This window comes from Cryobacterium inferilacus (genome assembly GCF_019599185.1).
Classification (GTDB): Bacteria; Actinomycetota; Actinomycetes; order Actinomycetales; family Microbacteriaceae; genus Cryobacterium; species Cryobacterium inferilacus.
In genome coordinates this window covers 200,045-216,830 of record NZ_JAIEUL010000002.1, presented here as the reverse complement: position 1 = coordinate 216,830, position 16,786 = coordinate 200,045, and the positions used below count along the sequence as shown (strand labels likewise).

Genomic DNA, 16,786 nt, shown 5'->3' with positions numbered 1-16,786 from the left:
CGTCCCTCTAAACTGAGTCTCGGTCAAACGAGACACCCCCCAAGGAGAAACAACATGGCATTGTCCACCGAAGAAGTTCTTGCCGGCCTGGCCGAACTCATCAACGACGAGACGGGCATCGCAACCGACACGGTTGAGCTGGACAAGTCGTTCACCGACGACCTGGACATCGATTCCATCTCGATGATGACCATCGTCGTCAACGCTGAGGAAAAGTTCGACGTCAAGATCCCCGACGAAGAGGTCAAGAACCTCAAGACCGTCGGCGACGCCGTCGAGTTCATCGTCAAGGCCCAGGACTAGGTCCACGCCCGAACGGGCCGGTCGGCGCAGGCCGGCCGGCCCGTTCTCCAGGGACGCTCCATCCGGGGTATCCACCTCGCTTCGCGCTCGTACCCACTCGCGCACGCTCTGACGGAGAGTCGTTGTTATGACCAAAAAAATCGTTGTCACCGGACTGGGTGCCACGTCCCCCCTCGGCGGGACCGCCACGGACACCTGGAACGCCCTCCTCGCCGGCGAGTCCGGCGCATCCTCTCTCGACTATGAGTGGGTAGAGCGCACGCAGCTCCCCATCACCTTCGCGGCCCAGGCGCGCGTTCGTCCCGTCGACGTTCTCGCCCGCCAGGAAACGAAGCGCCTCGACCCGTCCAGCCAGTTCGCCCTCATCGCTGGGCGTGAGGCCTGGGCCGACGCCGGCATGCCCGAGGTCGAGCCAGAACGTCTCGCCGTTGACTGGGCGACCGGTATCGGCGGAGTGTGGACCCTGCTGGACGCGTGGGACACCCTGCGCGAACGCGGACCCCGCCGCGTGCTGCCGATGACCGTGCCGATGCTCATGCCCAACGGGCCTGGAGCCGCCATCGGCATGGACCTGCACGCCCGTGCCGGCATCACCACCGTCGTGTCGGCGTGCGCCTCCAGCACCGAGTCGCTCGTGAACGCGTACAACCGCCTGCAGGCCGGCCTGGCCGACGTCGTCATCGCCGGAGGGTCCGAAGCGGCCATCCACCCGCTCCCGATCGCCTCCTTCGCCGCCATGCAGGCGCTCTCCAAGCGCAACGACGACCCCGCCACAGCCTCCCGCCCCTATGACATCAGCCGGGACGGGTTCGTCCTCGGTGAGGGCGCAGCCGCTCTCGTCGTCGAGACCGAGGAACACGCCCTGGCCCGCGGAGCACACATCTACGCCGAACTGGTCGGCGGGTCGATCACGAGCGACGCGTACCACATCACCGCCCCCGACCCCGAGGGGTCCGCCGCCGCCAGGGCCATGATCGCGACGATCAGCAACGCCGGTGCCGATCTGGCCGACGTCATGCACATCAACGCGCACGCGACCAGCACCCCGGTCGGCGACATCGCCGAATACAACGCCCTGCGTCGGGTGTTCGGCGACCTGCTGGACGGCATCCCTGTCTCGGCGACCAAGGCCTCCACCGGCCACCTGCTCGGTGGCGCCGGAGCCATCGAGGCTCTGTTCACGGTCAAGGCACTGTCGGAGCGGATGCTGCCGCCGACGATCAACCTGACCGAACAGGACCCGGCGATTCCCCTGGATGTCGTCACGTCACCTCGAGCCCTCGGCTCTGGAGACCTGTTGGCCATCAGCAACTCCTTCGGCTTCGGCGGACACAACGCCGTCGTGGCCTTCCGCTCGGTGTAGCCGGCGGGGCTGAGTCGGCCGGCCGGCCCCGTCAGGGACCGGTCAGCCGACCCTGTGCAGCCAGACGACGCTGGTGAAGTCGCCGGCGTGCCGAAACACGTCCAGTTCGTCGTCCCAGTCCGCACCGAGCGCCCTGTGGAGTTCGCGGTGCAGGTGCACGGTGTCCCCACCCGCGCTGGCCATGGCCGCACGGATCCGGTCTTCGGGCAGGACGATGTTGCCCGCGGTGTCGGTCTGCGCGAAATGAATGCCCAGGGCAGGCGTGTGCAGCCAGCGCCCGCCGTCCCGCCCAGGACCTGGATCCTCCGTCACCTCGAAGCGCAGGTGGTCCCAGCCCAGCAGCGCGCTCGACAGCGCCGCGCCGGTGCCCTCTGCTCCTTCCCAGAAGAACTCGGCCCTCTGGGCCCCCGCGAGCACGGGTTGTTCGCTCCAGTCGAAGTTCACGGGTTCGCCCAGGGTGCGGCTCGCCGCCCATTCGACGTGCGGGCAGAGGGCGCGCGGCGACGAATGGACATACAAAACTCCCCGTGCTGTCGGTGGCAGACGAGTGGGGGGTGCCGTCATCGTGTTCTCCGTTCCCTGGTTGCTGTCTGAGAGGCGTCTTCCCCAACGTTCTCAACATCAACAACCCGAAACCCGCGAACACCCGGCGACGGTGCGCTGTTAGCTCAGATTATGCCCCACCGAGCCGATAATTCACAATGTCCCCCGCCCGCCGGGTGACGCTCGCGTGCCGGGGTCGACTGGTGATGCGGCCACCGATTATGTATATTCGGTATATCTTTTCGATATCGGAGGCCCCGTGTCCGTGCGCAATTCTCTCCTGGCGATCCTGACCATGGGCGACGCCTACGGCTTTCAGTTGCACGGCGAGCTCGATGCCAGGACGGCCGGCCGGCGGCGGGTCAACGTCGGCCAGATTTACAGCACCCTCGAGCGCCTGGTCGTGCAGGGCGCCGTCGAATCGGCCGGAAGCACGTCGGACGGCCTGCCGCTGTACCGGCTCACCGATCTGGGCCATACGGAGGCCGTGACCTGGTTGCACGGCACGCACAGCGCCACCGGCGACGACTGGGACGAGATGCTCGACCGCGTTCTGATCGCCTCATCCCTGCCCCAGATCGATGCGATCGGCATCGTGCACCGCTACCGGGAGGCGTGGGCGGCGCGGGTGGCCACCACCGGCCCAGGGCTGCCCAGCGGCCAGTTGAGGCTGGCCTCCGCCGCCGACGCCGCCCAGGCCCACGCCGCGCTCAGCTGGCTGGACACCGTCGGCACCCTCTTACAGGCGAGCAGCTCGCCGTCCGCCGGCGAGGACTCCCCGGTGTTCCATCGGGAATTCAGCGTGGAGCGGCCCAAGCGCGGCCGTCGGCCCAGTCTGGCCACGGCGGGCTGACCCGCATCACGAACCCCCTGCAGTGAGACCGCGGTCGCCTACTTGGCGTCGGCGTAGCTGTCCACCACCACGCAGGTGAGAGGGAAATCCACCGGAAAGTCGCCGAAGAGCAGCCGACCGGCCGTCTCAGCGGCGGCGGTGACCACTGCCGAGACCCGGTCGGACAGCTCGGCGGGCGTGTGCACGATGACCTCGTCGTGCAGGAAGAAGACCAGGTGCGGTGCGTTCTGGAACGGATTCGTCAGCGCCTGCCCGGCGCCGTGGCCTGCCTGTCCGGTTCCGTCCGTACCCGACAGATCCCAGAGTCCCTTTCGAATTTCCGCCATCCAGCACAGCGCCCATTCGGCCGCGCTGCCCTGAACGATGAAGTTGCGGGTGAACCGGCCCCAGTCCCTGGCCTGGCTGCGGGCCCGGCGTTCGTCGGCGGCCGTCGCGCCGGCCTCGGTGGCTCGACCCTGGTCGTCGTGCCACGCGGGCCCGGGCCGGGGAGAGGACCGGCCCAGCCTGGTGCTGACCACATCGCCGCGTTCTCCGGCCCGAGCGGCGGCCTCCGTCATCGCCAGCGCACGCGGGTACGCCCGAGCCAGCCTGGGCAGGAGCCGGCCGCTCTCCCCCGATGTGGCGCCGTACATGGCGCCGAGCATGGCCACCTTGGCGTGCGCGCGCGTCTCGACGACGCCGCTGGCCACGATGCCGGCGTAGAGGTCGACGCCACGGCCGGCCGTGGCCATGGCCGTGTCCGCCGACAGTGCCGCCAGGATCCTCGGTTCGAGCTGGGCGGCGTCCGCGACGACGAACGTCCAGCCGGGGTCAGCGACCACGGCTCCCCGCACCTGGTGGGGCAGCTGCAGCGCCCCTCCTCCCCTGGTGGCCCAGCGCCCGGTGACCACACCGCCTGGGAGGTACTCCGGATGGAAACGGTCCTGGACGATCCAGCTCTCCATCCAGAACCAACCGTTGTTGCTCAGGAGCCTGGCGAGCTTCTTATAGCGCAGCAGCGGCTCAATGACGGGATGATCGATCTTCTCCAGTTCCCAGGCCCTGGTCGACGCCGTGGCGACGCCGGCTCGATTGAGTGCCCGCAGCAGCTCCGGCGGTGAATCCGGGTTGAGAGTGCTCTCCCCCAGTGCCGAGCGGATGCGGTCGGCCAGCTCCTCGAGTCGTGCCGGGCGGAGTCCCGGCGCGACTCTGGCCCCGAGCTCGGCTGTGAGCAGCCGGTCGTGGATGGCGCTGCGCCACGGTAGTCCGGCGAACTGCATCTCGGCCGCGATGAGGGCGCCCACCGATTCCGCGGCGAGGAGCAGCCGTAACCGTCCGGGTTCCGCGGCGGCGGCCACCGCATCCAGTTGGGCCTTGAATTCGCTCAGGTCATCGCCGGAGGGGCTCGCCGCCGTGGCGCTGCCGAGGTCAAGGTCGAACAGGGTCGCGCCCGTCTCCTGGGCCACCGTAACGGGACTGGCGGCGTCCCAATCGCTTGTGGGTGCGTTGGCCAGGGCACTGCCGGCAGTCGCCTCTGACAAGCGCAGGATGGCGTGGCAGAGCCGAAGGTCGTGGGCACGCCTGACCCTGACGCCGCCGGAGAGCAGCAGGGGGTAGACCGACGCGGTGTCATTCCAGACCCACCGCGGCAACAGTACCTCCCGCTCGGCGGCGAACTCCCGGAACTCGGCAACGGTCAGGGTCAGGTCGGTCTCGTCGGGGGCGCCGAGGGCGCCCAGTCCCCGCACCCGGAGCGACCGTGTCCCTGTGCGGCTCACCAGAATATACACGGGCCAGGATTTCCGTTCCTCGGGAACAGCGTTCAGTAGGGTGGACGGGACTTGAACCCGTGACCGTGCGGTTATGAGCCGCGTGCTCTAACCAGCTGAGCTACCACCCCGTGCCCCACCATCGTACTGGGCGTACGGGCGGGAGTCAGTCTCGAGCCGGAGCGACGTGCTGATCGGTGGGGGTCGCCCTGCCCACGGCGGGTGACCCGGTGCTGGTCGCCTCGAGGATCGGCTCCCCCCGGTACAACCGCTCGAAGGTGTTCAGGGTGCGCTTGATGTCGTGCGCCTCGATCAGCTTCAATGACTCGCGTTTGAGCGCCTCGAGGTCGGCCGGCGTGGCCGTGAGAACCTGGGTGATCTTGTCGGCGAGGTCCTGGGCGCTGCCCGGTTCGAACAGATAGCCGTTCTGGCCGTCGTGCACGAGGTGCGGCAACGCCATGGCGTTCGCGGCGACAACGGGGAGTCCAGAGGCCATCGCCTCCATGGTGGCGATGCTCTGAAGTTCCGCGATGGAGGGCATCGCGAACAGGGTCGCCCTGGAATACGCGGCCCGCAGCTCCTCGTCGGTGACGTAGCCGGTGAAGGTGAACCGCTCACTCATGCCCAGGGACTCGACGAGTTGCTCCAGATGGCGACGCTGGTCGCCGCCGCCGACGATCTCCACCCGCGCGTCCAGGTCGGCCGCCAGGAGGGCCACCGCCTGCACGAGCACGTCGATCTGCTTCTCACCGGTGACCCGGCCGACGAAGAGGATGCGGTTCTCGGTGCGTGGTGCGAAGCTCGGCGAGTAGTTGTCGGCGTCGATGCCGCAGGAGATGGCCTGGACCCCGGCAAGGCCGGTGTACTTTTCCAGGAACTCCGCCGCCCGCCTGGTCGGCGTGGTGACAGCTTCCGCACGCTTGAAGGTGTGCCCGGCGTCCTTCCAGAGGGCGCGAACGAGATGGTCCTGGAAGCCCTTGGGCACCAGGGAGAACTGCAGCATGTTCTCCGGCATGAAATGGTTGGTGCCGACAATGCGGATGCCGCGTTTCTGGGCCTCGATCGAGACGCCCCGGCCGACGACGATGTGGGACTGGAAGTGGACGACATCGGGCTGGAAGGTATCGAGGATGGACCGGCTGTGCCGTCGGACGATCCAGGGCAGGGCGAAGCGCAGCCAGTCGTGCGGGCGCCAGCGCCAGCTGTGCAGCCGGTGCACGGTCATGGACTCGCCCTCGTGCACCTCCGTCCAGGTGCCGTGCTTGCGGGTGGGCGCCGGCGCCATGATCTGCACGACGTGGCCGCGGGCGACCAGGCCGGCGGCGAGCCGCTCAGCGAACCGGGCGGCACCGTTCACGTCCGGCGCAAAGGTGTCTGCGGCGATCAGGACGCGGATCGGTGTCGACTCGACCGGGGTGACCCGGTCGGGCGAACTGCCCGGTTGATCAGATGAAGCGCTCAAGTGGCGTTTTCCCTACGTTGGTGGGGCCGGGAATGGTCATCCGGCACGAAGTCTGGGTATGGACGGAACTCGCCGTCGAGGTCTATCTGCACCCTATTCTAAACCGGCTGGGCCACGGGAGCCCCCAGACGCGTCGGGACGGCGAGAAACCGCGGGTCAGCTCTGTGATTGCGGATGGTGTTTCGCGAGCACGAACACACCCCAGATCGCTACGACTCCGGCGACGACGAATAGCACGGCGGCCCAGAGCGGGGCCTGCGACGCCTCCCCGAGCACGATGATCCCGATGCCGACCGCAATCAGCGGATCGATGACCGTCAGGCCCGCGATGACGAGGTCAGGCGGACCGGACGAGTACGCGTTCTGCACGAAGTAGGCGCCGGAGGCGGCCGCAAGCAACAGGCCCGCGAGGCAGGCCAGGGTGAGCCAGTCGAAGTTGCCGTTCTGGGTGCGGTTGATGATGACCTTGGCGAGGGTGGCCACGAAGCCGTAGAGCACGCCGGCGCCGATGATGTAGAAGATCGCCTTGAACCGGGTGCGGAGCACGACGAAAGCGGCGGCGAAGGCGAGGAGGACGATCCCGAGGACGATGAGAATGGTGATGAGGTTCGCATCCGTGACGGGCTTGTCTACGGCGGTGAAAGCGGCGACGGTGACGAACAGGCCTACTCCGCCGACGCACATGGCGATGGCGATTACCGATGCCCGGTTGATCTTCACCCTGGACACCCTGGCGTTCAGGACTGCCGTGATCACCAGCGCCACTGCCCCGAGGGGCTGCACCACGATGAGCGGCGCGAAGGCCAGGCTGGTGAGCTGGAACACGATGGCCAGGCCCAGCATGAGGGTGCCGAACACCCAGGACGGCCTCGACAGCAACAGCACCAGCTGCTTCGTGTTCAGGCCGCCGGTGACCTCGACGGTATGGGCTTCGACTTTGGTCACACCACGGTGCTGGAATTGTGCGCCCAACGAGAGGAACACCGCCCCGATCAGCGCGAGCGGGATTCCAATTGCCTGGCGCGGATCGATAGCGATCTCCACAGCCAGGTCTGTCAGGTCGGGACTCACCACACGAGACTATCGAGAATTAGCCGTTATCCTTGCCGAATGGCCGTGCGACCGATAGTTATTTCAGGCGATCCCGTCCTGCACTCCCCCGCCGAACCCGTCGTCGCTTTCGACGACGACCTGCGGGCGCTGGTGCGGGACATGTACGAGACGATGGATGCCGCCCCCGGCGTGGGGCTTGCGGGCCCGCAGGTGGGGGTGGGACTTCGACTGTTCACCTTCAGCTACGTCGACGACGACGACGTCGAGACCAGGGGTGTGGCGATCAACCCGACCCTGTGGATCACGCCGGTACCCGCGACGGAGGCCGACGAGGACGAGGACGTAGAGGGCTGCCTGTCCTTTCCAGGGGAACGCTTCCCGCTGCAGCGTGCGGCATCCGCGATCCTCACCGCCGTCGACCTCGACCAGAAGCCCTTCGAGATCCATGCGGATGGCTGGCTGGCGAGGATCTTCCAGCACGAGTTCGACCACCTCGACGGCACCCTGTACGTCGACCGTGTCGAGCACTTCTACGCCAAGATCGCCGCGAAGGTGAGCCGCAAACGCGGCTGGGGCGTCCCTGGTCTCAGCTGGCTGCCCGGGGTCGACGACCTCGAGGGCTGACGCCAGGGAACCGGGGGGTCAGCGGGACAGGTCGACCCCGTGCACCCCGTTGTGGAAGCGCAACGTCGGGAACACCGCCGAGACCGAGAACCCCACCCCTGGCACAGTCCCGGCGGTGAAAACTCCGCCGAACAGGGCTGTGCGCTCCCGCATCTGGGTGAGATCCGCCCCGGTGAGGCTCTCGCTCAGCGCCCTGAGGTCATCGTCGATGGTGTACGACGTCCTGGCGGCGAAGTCGGTGTCGTTCGAGGCCGCCCGGCGGGCAGCGGCACGGATGCCGTCGTCGTCGATGAGCAGCTGCAGTCCGTTCTGCGTCCAGGTGAAGGAGACCCGCACCTGTGTGCCGGCCCCGCCGTGCTTGAGCGCGTTCTCGAGGGAGCTCTGCAGGATGCGGTAGATCGCCAGTTCGGCGGCGGGCTTGAGGGGGAACCGGTCGCCGGACTCGGCGACGTCGACGGCGAGTCCGGCGTCACGCATCACACCGAACAGGGCGCGGGCAGACTGCAGTCCAGGCCGGGTGAACACCGCAGACTCACCCTCCCTGGCCAGCGTCAGTACGCGTCGCAGGTCGGCGAGGGTCACCCTGCCCTCGTCCACAAGGCCGGTGGCGGCCCGAACCGCCGCTGACGGGTCGTTCTCGGCCGCGTAGCGGGCGGCTTCAGCCCTGGTGATCAATCGGGCCAGGGACAGCACGGCGATGTCCTGCAGTTCCCTGATCATGACCAACCGGCCGTGCTGCTCGGCGAGGGACAGTTCCAGGTCGACGCGCACCCGATCGGCTGCCGTCCGGTCGAACCGGCTGCGGCGTTGGCGGCGGTCGGCCACCAGCCAAAGCATGAGGAGGACGACACTCGTCACGACGAGCGCGACGCAGAGGCTCTGCCAGAAGATCACACCGACCGCCTTTCGATGGCGTAAAAAAGGCCACCGGGGGTGGAGCCCCTAGTGGCCTTTTCGCTCCCCGACTTGGACTCGAACCAAGAACCTGCGCATTAACAGTGCGCTGCTCTGCCAATTGAGCTATCGAGGAATGCATGCTCAGCTTCGTGTTTCGCTTGAACAGCGTTGCTACTTTACCAAAAGATCGCCGTGCACCAAATCCGCAGGTCTCCCTCAGTAGCCGGCGGCGGGGTCGACAACCCCGACGAAGGCCCCATTTCCCAGCAATGCGGCCACATTGAGGCGAATTCGTTCGGCGAGCAGGGGTGCGGTCATCTCGGGCGTGTCGGCCATGTGCGGGGTGATCAGGCATCTCGGCTCGTTCCACAGCGGGTGCGAGTCCGGCAGCGGCTCCGGATCGGTCACGTCCAGGGCCGCGCCGGCCAGGCGCCCGTCGGCCAGCGCGGCGACCAGGGCGTCGGTGTCGATGAGCGGGCCCCTGGCGATGTTCACCAGGTGGGCTGTCGGCTTGAGCAGCGCGAGTTCGGCGGCACCGAGCAGATGCCGGGTTCCACCGGTGAGCGCGGCGGCGAGCACCACGACATCCGCCTGCGGCAGTTCGATGCTCAATTGGTCTGCCGGGACGGTGCGTTCGGCCCCCGGAACGGCTGCCGCACTGCGTCGCACCACCGTTATGGCGGTGTTGAACGGCTCCAGCAGTCGAATCAGCTCCCGTGCGATACCTCCGGCACCCACGATGAGCACTCTCCGCCCGTAGAGCGACTCTCCGGCCGGCTCGGCATTCCAGGAGCGTGCCCTCGCCCGCTCCGGCAGGAGCCGCATCGACGCCAGCAGCAAGGCCAGGGCATGCTCGGCCACTGGCTGGGCGTATGCGCCCTTCGCGCTGGTCACCAGGAGGTCGTCGCGCTGGTGACGACTGAGGACGTCACTGAAGGCGTCCACACCCGCCCAGGGCAGCTGTAGCCAGCCCACCTGGGGGTTCTTCTCCAGGACGTCGTCGATCTCGCCCGCACGGGCGTAGGAGAGCCAGATGATGGCCCTGGTGGCGTCGGACAGCGGGGCCAGCACTCCCCCGGCTTGCTCGACGGCCGCGGCGAACAGCGGCGCTGGTTCCGGCAGGATGGCGATGGGCCCTGCTGAGGGCTGCCAGGAGTGCTGGTCGCGCTCCGGTTCGTCGGCGAGGACCGCGCGATGCTGACCGGTCACGTTCACGCCTCCTGGGTCGGGTCGGTCGTGCTCAGTAGGGAACCGTCGTCCGGGTCGGGATCGTCCAGGGCCAACGCCGCCGCCAGCTCCGCCACGTAGGGGTGCCAGGGGTTGTCGAAGACCTCGTCGATGCTGCCCAGGCCGACCAGGACGCCCTCGTGCATGACGCCGATGCGATCGGCCACCCGCTGGAGGACCGCGAGGTCATTGCTGATCAGCAGGGCGGAGAACGCACGCTCACGCTGCAGCTCACCGATCAGGTCGATGATGTCATTGCGCACGAGCGCGTCCACGCCTGCGGTCGGTTCGTCCGCGATGAGCAGGGTCGGGCCGAACACGAGCGCCCTGGCCAGGGCCACGCGCTGGCGCTGGCCGCTGCTGAGCTCGTACGGGTACTTCGACAGCAACGACAAGGGAAGCCGCACGGCGTCGACCATGGTCGCCACGGCGGTGTCGAGAGCGTGGCGGTCGTAACGGTGGTCCCGATCGAGCACGGGTTCGGCGACGATATCGGCCACGGTGAGGCTCGCCGGAAGTGTCATCGCCGCGTTCTGGCTGAGCATCCCGACGCCGAAGGTCAACCTGGCCAGTTTTCTGCGGCTGATCCGGCGGAGCGAATGCCCCTGCACGCTGGCGTCCCCGCCCGTGATCTGCGCGCGCACGTCGCCGTGCCCGCTGCCGGAGTCTGCTCCGGACAGCACCCTGGCCAGGGTGCTCTTGCCCGACCCGCTCTCGCCGAGCAGGCCGAGCACCTCACCGCGCCCGAGAGTCAGGGTGAACCCGCGCACCGCCACGAAGGCGGAGCTCGCGCCGTGAGCCGGGTATTCGATGGTCAAATCACTGGCAACGATCGGATACGGCTCTTCTTCGACGCGTCTCATGGCACCTATTCTGCCGCACGCAGCTTGGCGAGCTCCTCACGTCGGATGGCCTGGGCCGCCGGGTCCGGCACGGGAAGAGATGCGAGCAGGCGCCTGGTGTACGGATCTGCCGGCGCTCCGAGCACCTCGGCACCCGTGCCCTCCTCGACGAGGCGGCCGTGATAGAGCACCGCGATCCGGTCGGCCAGGATGTCGACGACGGCCAGGTCGTGGCTGATGAACAGTGCCGCGAAACCGAATTCGCGTTGCAGTTCGGCGAAGAGTTCGAGCACCCTGGCCTGAACGGAAACGTCCAGGGCGCTGGTGGGCTCGTCCGCGATCAGGAGCGCAGGTTCCAGGGCGAGCGCCCTGGCCAGGCTGGCCCGCTGGCGTTGCCCGCCGCTGAGCTCGTGCGGATACCTGTCGCCGAATGCCCGGGGCAGCTGCACGGCTTCGAGGAGCTCATCGACCCTGGCGCGCGCGGCGCGGGGGCTGTCGGCCCGCCCGTGCACGACGAGTGGCTCCGCGACGCACTCCGCGATGGTGAGCAGTGGATTGAAGCTGGACGCCGGGTCCTGGAAGACGAAGCCGATCTGACTGCGCAGCGGCTTGAACTTCCGCTCCGAGAATCCGTTCATCTCGTGGCCGAGCACGGACAGCGAGCCGTCGGTGACACGGGTGAGCCCGGCGATGGCGCGGCCGATGGTGGTCTTGCCGCTGCCACTCTCGCCGACCAGGCCGAGAACTTCACCCGGCCGGATGGCGAAGCTCACGCCGTCCACGGCCACGAAACCAGGTCGAGCAAACCGGCCGGGGTACTGAATGCGGAGGTTGTCTGCGACGACGACGGGCGCTTGGGCGGACCACTCGCGGGTGCGGGCCTCTGCCCGCGCCGCCGCGCGCACCACGCCCTGACCCACGTACGGGACCGCTGCGAGGAGCTTCTGGGTGTACTCGTTCTGCGGAGAACCGAACAGGGTGGCCGCATCCGCCTCTTCGACGACCTTGCCCTGGTACATCACGGCGACCCGATCGGCCAGGTCGGCGACGACACCCATGTTGTGGGTGATCAGCACGATCGCGGTGCCGAACTCGTCCCGGCACCGCCTGAGCAGGTCGAGGATCTCGGCCTGGACGGTGACGTCGAGCGCGGTCGTCGGCTCGTCGGCGACGATCAGACCGGGTTCGAGCACCAGCGCCATGGCGATGACCACACGCTGCTTCTGACCGCCGGAGAACTGGTGCGGGTAGTAGTTGACGCGTACCTCGGGGTCGGGGATACCGACCCGGCCGAGGATCTCGATGGCCTTCGTCCTGGCGTCGGCGCGACTGACGGTGCCGTGCGCGCGGATGCCCTCCATGATCTGCCAACCGACCGTGTAGACCGGGTTCAACGCCGTGGACGGTTCCTGGAACACCATCGACACATCGCTGCCGCGTACCTGCCGCAGCTGCTTGCCGCTGAGGGCGATGACGTTGTTCGAGCTGGCGCCGTCGCGGCTGCTGAGGATGACCGCACCATTGGAGACAGCGGTCTCCGGGAGCAAGCCGAGGATGGTCTTAGCCGTGACGGTCTTTCCGCTGCCGCTCTCACCGACGATGGCCAGTACCTCGCCTCGGCGAACGCTGAGGGTGACGCCGTCGACGGCGCGCACGGCTCCGGCGTCGGTGGCGAATGACACCCCGAGGTCGGAGATGCGCAGGACGGGGGCGGAGGGGTCGGAACGGGTCGAGACCGGGGGTCGGATGTCGCTCATCGGGTGGCCTCGCTGTCGTCGCCGGGGTGGACTGGTGGGTGGGCGGGGGTTTCGAGCCCGTCCAGGCCGCCGGGTCCTGCGTCCAGCGTGCCGCCGGGCACCACGGAGGTCTCGGCGACCAGGCCTGAGGAGGCGCCGACGGCGCGGCGGCCGCGCAGCCGGGGGTCGGCGAGGTCGTTGAGGCTCTCCCCGACCAGGGTGATGCCGAGCACCACGAGCACGATGGCGAGTCCGGGGAACAGGGCTGTCCACCAGATGCCGCTGGTGACGTCGGAGAGGGCCTTATTGAGGTCGTAGCCCCACTCGCTGGCTTCGGTCGGTTCGATGCCGAAGCCGAGGAAGCCCAGGCCGGCGAGGGTGAGGATCGCCTCGGAGGCGTTGAGCGTGAAGATCAGCGGCAGGGTGCGGGTGGCGTTGCGCAGCACGTGCCGGAACATGATCCGCAGGTTGCTGGCGCCCAACACGCGGGCGGACTCGACGTAGGCCTCGGCCTTGATCCGGACCGTCTCGGCGCGGATCACCCGGAAGTACTGCGGGATGAACACGACGGTGATGGAGATCGCCGCCGCCATGACGCCACCGACGAGGTCGGACTTGCCGCCGGAGATCACGATCGACATGACGATGGCCAGCAGCAGCGACGGGAAGGCGTAGACGGCGTCGCAGACCACCACGAGGACCCGGTCGAGCCAGCCGCCGAAGTAGCCGGAGACCAGGCCGAGCAGGACGCCAGCGAAGAGGGACAGCACCACGGCGACGATGATCACGAACAGGGCGGTCTGGGCGCCCCAGAGCACCCTGGAGAGCACGTCGTACCCGCCGACCGTGGTGCCGAGCAGGTGCGCGCCTCCCGGCGGTTGTTGGGCGCCGAAAAGCCCGGCCGTATCGCGCAACTGGCTGTAGCCGTACGGCGCGATGACGGGGGCGAGTATCGCGGTCAGCAGGAACAGTGACGTGACGAGGAGGCCGGCGACGAGCATGCCGCGCTGCAGGCCGACGCTCTGCCTGAGCTGGTGGACGATGGGGAGCCGGGCGAACAGGGCGGGTCTGGCGGGCTTCAGGAACGTGGCGTCTGTGGAACTCATAGTCAGTACCGCACTCTCGGGTCGATGATCGCGGCGACGATGTCGACGATGAAGTTGGACAGAGCCACGATCACGGCGAGGAGGGCGACGATGCCCTGCACGGCCACGAAATCGCGGGCCTGGAGGAACTCGGAGAGCATGAAGCCCAGTCCCTTCCACTCGAACGTCGTCTCGGTGAGCACGGCTCCGCCGAGCAGCAGGGCGATCTGCAGGCCGATCACGGTGATGATGGGGATCAGGGCCGGCCGGTACGCGTGCTTGCGCACGAGCCTGAACTCGCTCACTCCCCTGGACCTGGCGGCGTCGACGTAGTCGGTGCCGAGGGTGCCGATCACGTTGGTACGCACCAGTCGGAGGAAGACGCCGGCGGTGAGCAGGCCGAGGGCCAGGGCGGGCAGAACGACGTGCGAGAGCACATCCTGCAGCACGGCCGGGTTGCCGGTCTGGATGGCGTCGATGGTGTAAAAACCGGTCTTGCCCGGCAGGAGCTGCATCTGCAGTTCGGCGCCGGTCGAGGCGCGCCCGGCGACGGGCAACACCTTGAGCCAGACCGCGAAGACCAGCTTGAACAGGAGTCCGGCGAAGAACACCGGGGTGGCGTAGCAGAGGATGGCGAAGATGCGCAGGAACGCGTCCGGGGCCTTGTCGCGCCAGTATGCGGCGACCATGCCGAGCGGGATGCCGACGATGAAGGCCACCAGGAGCGCGTAGAAGGCGAGTTCGAGGGTGGCGGCGCCGTACGTGACGAGGACCTCTGAGACCGGCCGGTTGGTGCTGATGGTGGTGCCGAAGTTGCCCGTGAAGATCTGGCCGAGGTATTCGGCGTACTGGATCAGGATCGGCCTGTCGTAGCCGGCGGCGGAGATGCGCTCGGCCAGCTGGTCTGGTGTGAGGCGACCGCCGAGGGCGGCCGTGATCGGGTCGCCGGTGGTGCGCATAAGCCAGAACACCATGGAGACGAGAATGAAGATCGTCGGGATGATGAGCAGGAAACGCACCACGATGTAGCGGCCGAGGCCGCCACCTGAGCCGCGTTTCTTCTTCGCTGCCGACCCGGCCAGAGGCGGCCTGGGCGTTGAAACTGCTGTCGTCATTACTACCTCACTCGAGCACACACGGTGCAGACACTGACTGCGAACACAGCGGAACGGGAGCGTTCAGCGAGCGTGCGCCGAACGCCCCCGTTCCACTGGGGTGGTCTAGCCGACCGGCCGGGTGTTAGCCCTTGGCCAGTGCAGCGTAACGGAACTTGAACGACGCGTCGAGAGTGTCGGAGGCTCCGGTCACGCTCGTGCCGACGACGGCGACCTGGGCGCCCTGCAGAAGCGGGACGGTCGAGAGCTGCGCCGCGACCTTGTCCTGGATCTCCTCGATCAGTGCCGTGCGAGCGGCGGGGTCGACGGTCACGGCCTGCTCGAGGATCAGGTCGTTGACTTCCTGGTCTTCGTAGTGGTTGCCGAGGAAGTTCTCGGTGAGGAAGAACGGCGTCAGGTAGTTGTCAGCGTCCGAGTAGTCCGGGAACCAGCCGAGCTGGTACAGCGGGTACACGTCGGAGGAGCGGTCCTTGGAGTACTGCACCCACTCCGTGGTCTGCAGGTTGACGGTGAACAGTCCGGATGCCTCGAGCTGGTCCTTGACCAGGGCGTACTCGTCGCCGGACGAGGGACCGTAGTGGTCGTTGCTGTACTGCAGGTTGAGCACGACCTTCTCGCTGATGCCGGCGGCCGCCAGTGTCGCCTGGGCCTTGTCGGCGTCAGGAGCACCAGCGCCGTCGCCGTAGAGGCCCATCAGGGACTCGGTGGCGCCGGTGAGTCCGGCGGGGACGTAGGAGTACAGCGGCGTGTACGTGCCCTTGTAGACCTGCTCGGCGATCTCCTCACGGTCCACGAGGTGCGCGACGGCCTGGCGGACGGCGAGGGACTTGGCCGGGTCGGCTTCAGCGGTGGCCGCACCGTACGGCTGGGTGTCGAAGTTGAAGACGATGTAGCGGATCTCGCCGCCTGGCCCGTCGACGACCTCGACGTCCTCGTTGCCGCGCAGGTCCTCGACGTCGGTCGCGGACAGGCTGCGGAACGCCACGTCGATGTTGCCCTCCTGCACGTCGAGCTTGAGGTTGGACGAGTCGGCGTAGTACTTCACGTTGACCACATCGGTCTTGGCGGCGCCGAGCAGACCGTCGTAGTCCGGATTGGCCTTGTAGCCGATCAGGTTGTTGAAGTCGTAGCTGGTGATGACGTACTGGCCGGCGAAGGCCTCTGCGGCGACGATGTCGTCGTCCGAGGTGAGCTCGGTGGCGGAGAAGGACTCCTCATCGACGATGGGGCCGGCCGGGCTGGACAGGATCTGCGGGAAGATCTGGTCGTCGGGGGCGAGCAGGTTGAACACGACGGTGGTGTCGTCGGGGGCGTCGACGCTTTCCAGGTTGTAGAGCAGCGACGATGGGCCGTTGTCTGCGGCGATGGCCAGCTGGCGGTCGAAGCTGAACTTGACGTCGGAGGAGGTGAGCTCGTTGCCGTTGGCCCAGACCAGACCGGGCTTGAGCGTGACCGTGTACTGGGTCGGAGCGGTGTACTCGGCCGACTCGGCGATGTCGGGTTCGACATCCGGGCTGCCGTACGGCGTGTTCATGAGGAACGGGAAGACCTGGTTCTGCACGGCGAAGGAACCGTTGTCGTACGAACCGGCCGGGTCGAGAGTGGTGACCTTGTCGGTGGTGCCGATGGTCAACGGCGCGCTGCCGTCGTCCGGTGTGCTGCCGGAGCCTGAGCAGCCGGCGAGAACAAGTGCCGCGGCGGCGATACCGGCGGTGACGCCGATGTAACGGCCGCGCCTGGTGGGTACAAAAGCCATATTCGAATGCCTCTTCCTCAAGGTGGACATTCCCGGGTCCACCCGCGCAGGGCGAACGGACGCAGAAATGCGTTGCTGTGTTCCAAGAATTAGCACACCCTGCGCGCGGAACCGCCATTGGCCGTCGCATCTTAATACAGCCGCAATATAAGCGGCGCGATGTAGCGCGAGCGGATTCC

At 67.7% G+C, this 16,786-nt stretch carries 15 protein-coding genes and 2 tRNA genes; 4 read left to right on the top strand and 13 right to left on the bottom strand.

What is annotated here, in order from left to right; translation table 11 throughout:
* Positions 1-54: 54 nt before the first annotated feature.
* Together K2F54_RS02900 and K2F54_RS02895 are read left to right on the top strand one after the other, a co-directional pair.
* Complete coding sequence (locus tag K2F54_RS02900) at positions 55-303, top strand: acyl carrier protein (protein ID WP_022883990.1); 249 nt, start codon at positions 55-57, stop codon at positions 301-303.
* A 127-nt stretch (positions 304-430) separates the two neighbouring features.
* Positions 431-1,666: a beta-ketoacyl-[acyl-carrier-protein] synthase family protein gene (locus K2F54_RS02895; protein ID WP_220604324.1), complete on the top strand. Its 1,236-nt coding sequence runs from the start codon at positions 431-433 to the stop codon at positions 1,664-1,666.
* A gap of 42 nt (positions 1,667-1,708) precedes the next feature.
* On the opposite strand, the gene K2F54_RS02890 is transcribed toward K2F54_RS02895, so the two are convergent.
* Entirely contained in the window at positions 1,709-2,230 is a 522-nt protein-coding gene (locus K2F54_RS02890; RefSeq protein WP_220604323.1) for a DUF3145 domain-containing protein, read from the bottom strand.
* Positions 2,231-2,468: 238 nt separating this feature from the next.
* Here K2F54_RS02890 and K2F54_RS02885 point away from each other — a divergent pair, with 238 nt between their 5' ends.
* On the top strand, positions 2,469-3,062 hold the full coding sequence (locus K2F54_RS02885; protein ID WP_220604322.1) for a PadR family transcriptional regulator: 594 nt from the start codon (positions 2,469-2,471) through the stop codon (positions 3,060-3,062).
* A gap of 38 nt (positions 3,063-3,100) precedes the next feature.
* On the opposite strand, the gene K2F54_RS02880 is transcribed toward K2F54_RS02885, so the two are convergent.
* The 4 genes from K2F54_RS02880 to K2F54_RS02865 form a co-directional block, all read right to left on the bottom strand.
* The gene (locus tag K2F54_RS02880; protein ID WP_220604321.1) at positions 3,101-4,831 is read right to left on the bottom strand and encodes a bifunctional 3'-5' exonuclease/DNA polymerase; all 1,731 of its coding nucleotides are present in this window, start codon (positions 4,829-4,831) and stop codon (positions 3,101-3,103) included.
* 36 nt (positions 4,832-4,867) lie between these two features.
* Positions 4,868-4,941, bottom strand: a tRNA-Ile gene (locus tag K2F54_RS02875).
* Positions 4,942-4,976: 35 nt separating this feature from the next.
* A complete protein-coding gene (locus tag K2F54_RS02870) occupies positions 4,977-6,272 on the bottom strand; it encodes a glycosyltransferase (protein ID WP_374107263.1) in 1,296 nt (431 codons plus the stop codon).
* A gap of 156 nt (positions 6,273-6,428) precedes the next feature.
* Positions 6,429-7,343: a DMT family transporter gene (locus tag K2F54_RS02865; RefSeq protein WP_220604320.1), complete on the bottom strand. Its 915-nt coding sequence runs from the start codon at positions 7,341-7,343 to the stop codon at positions 6,429-6,431.
* A 39-nt stretch (positions 7,344-7,382) separates the two neighbouring features.
* Here K2F54_RS02865 and def point away from each other — a divergent pair, with 39 nt between their 5' ends.
* Entirely contained in the window at positions 7,383-7,949 is a 567-nt protein-coding gene (gene def, locus K2F54_RS02860) for a peptide deformylase (protein ID WP_220604319.1), read from the top strand.
* A gap of 18 nt (positions 7,950-7,967) precedes the next feature.
* On the opposite strand, the gene K2F54_RS02855 is transcribed toward def, so the two are convergent.
* The 8 genes from K2F54_RS02855 to K2F54_RS02820 form a co-directional block, all read right to left on the bottom strand.
* Positions 7,968-8,843 (bottom strand): sensor histidine kinase, encoded by an 876-nt coding sequence (locus K2F54_RS02855; protein ID WP_308287484.1) that lies wholly within the window; start codon positions 8,841-8,843, stop codon positions 7,968-7,970.
* 63 nt (positions 8,844-8,906) lie between these two features.
* A tRNA-Asn gene (locus K2F54_RS02850) sits at positions 8,907-8,979 on the bottom strand.
* Between the two features lie 83 nt (positions 8,980-9,062).
* On the bottom strand, positions 9,063-10,055 hold the full coding sequence (locus K2F54_RS02845) for an NAD(P)-dependent oxidoreductase (RefSeq protein ID WP_308287483.1): 993 nt from the start codon (positions 10,053-10,055) through the stop codon (positions 9,063-9,065).
* A gap of 2 nt (positions 10,056-10,057) precedes the next feature.
* Positions 10,058-10,936 carry an ATP-binding cassette domain-containing protein gene (locus K2F54_RS02840; protein ID WP_220604318.1) on the bottom strand — a complete coding sequence of 293 codons (879 nt, stop codon included), beginning with the start codon at positions 10,934-10,936 and terminating at the stop codon, positions 10,058-10,060.
* 5 nt (positions 10,937-10,941) lie between these two features.
* On the bottom strand, positions 10,942-12,672 hold the full coding sequence (locus tag K2F54_RS02835; protein WP_220604317.1) for an ABC transporter ATP-binding protein: 1,731 nt from the start codon (positions 12,670-12,672) through the stop codon (positions 10,942-10,944).
* The gene (locus K2F54_RS02830; protein WP_220604316.1) at positions 12,669-13,757 is read right to left on the bottom strand and encodes an ABC transporter permease; all 1,089 of its coding nucleotides are present in this window, start codon (positions 13,755-13,757) and stop codon (positions 12,669-12,671) included. Before K2F54_RS02830 ends, K2F54_RS02835 begins: the two co-directional genes overlap by 4 nt.
* A 2-nt stretch (positions 13,758-13,759) precedes the next feature.
* Positions 13,760-14,851 (bottom strand): ABC transporter permease, encoded by a 1,092-nt coding sequence (locus K2F54_RS02825; protein WP_220604315.1) that lies wholly within the window; start codon positions 14,849-14,851, stop codon positions 13,760-13,762.
* A gap of 124 nt (positions 14,852-14,975) precedes the next feature.
* Entirely contained in the window at positions 14,976-16,607 is a 1,632-nt protein-coding gene (locus K2F54_RS02820; RefSeq protein ID WP_220604314.1) for an ABC transporter substrate-binding protein, read from the bottom strand.
* Between the last annotated feature and the right edge of the window lie 179 nt (positions 16,608-16,786).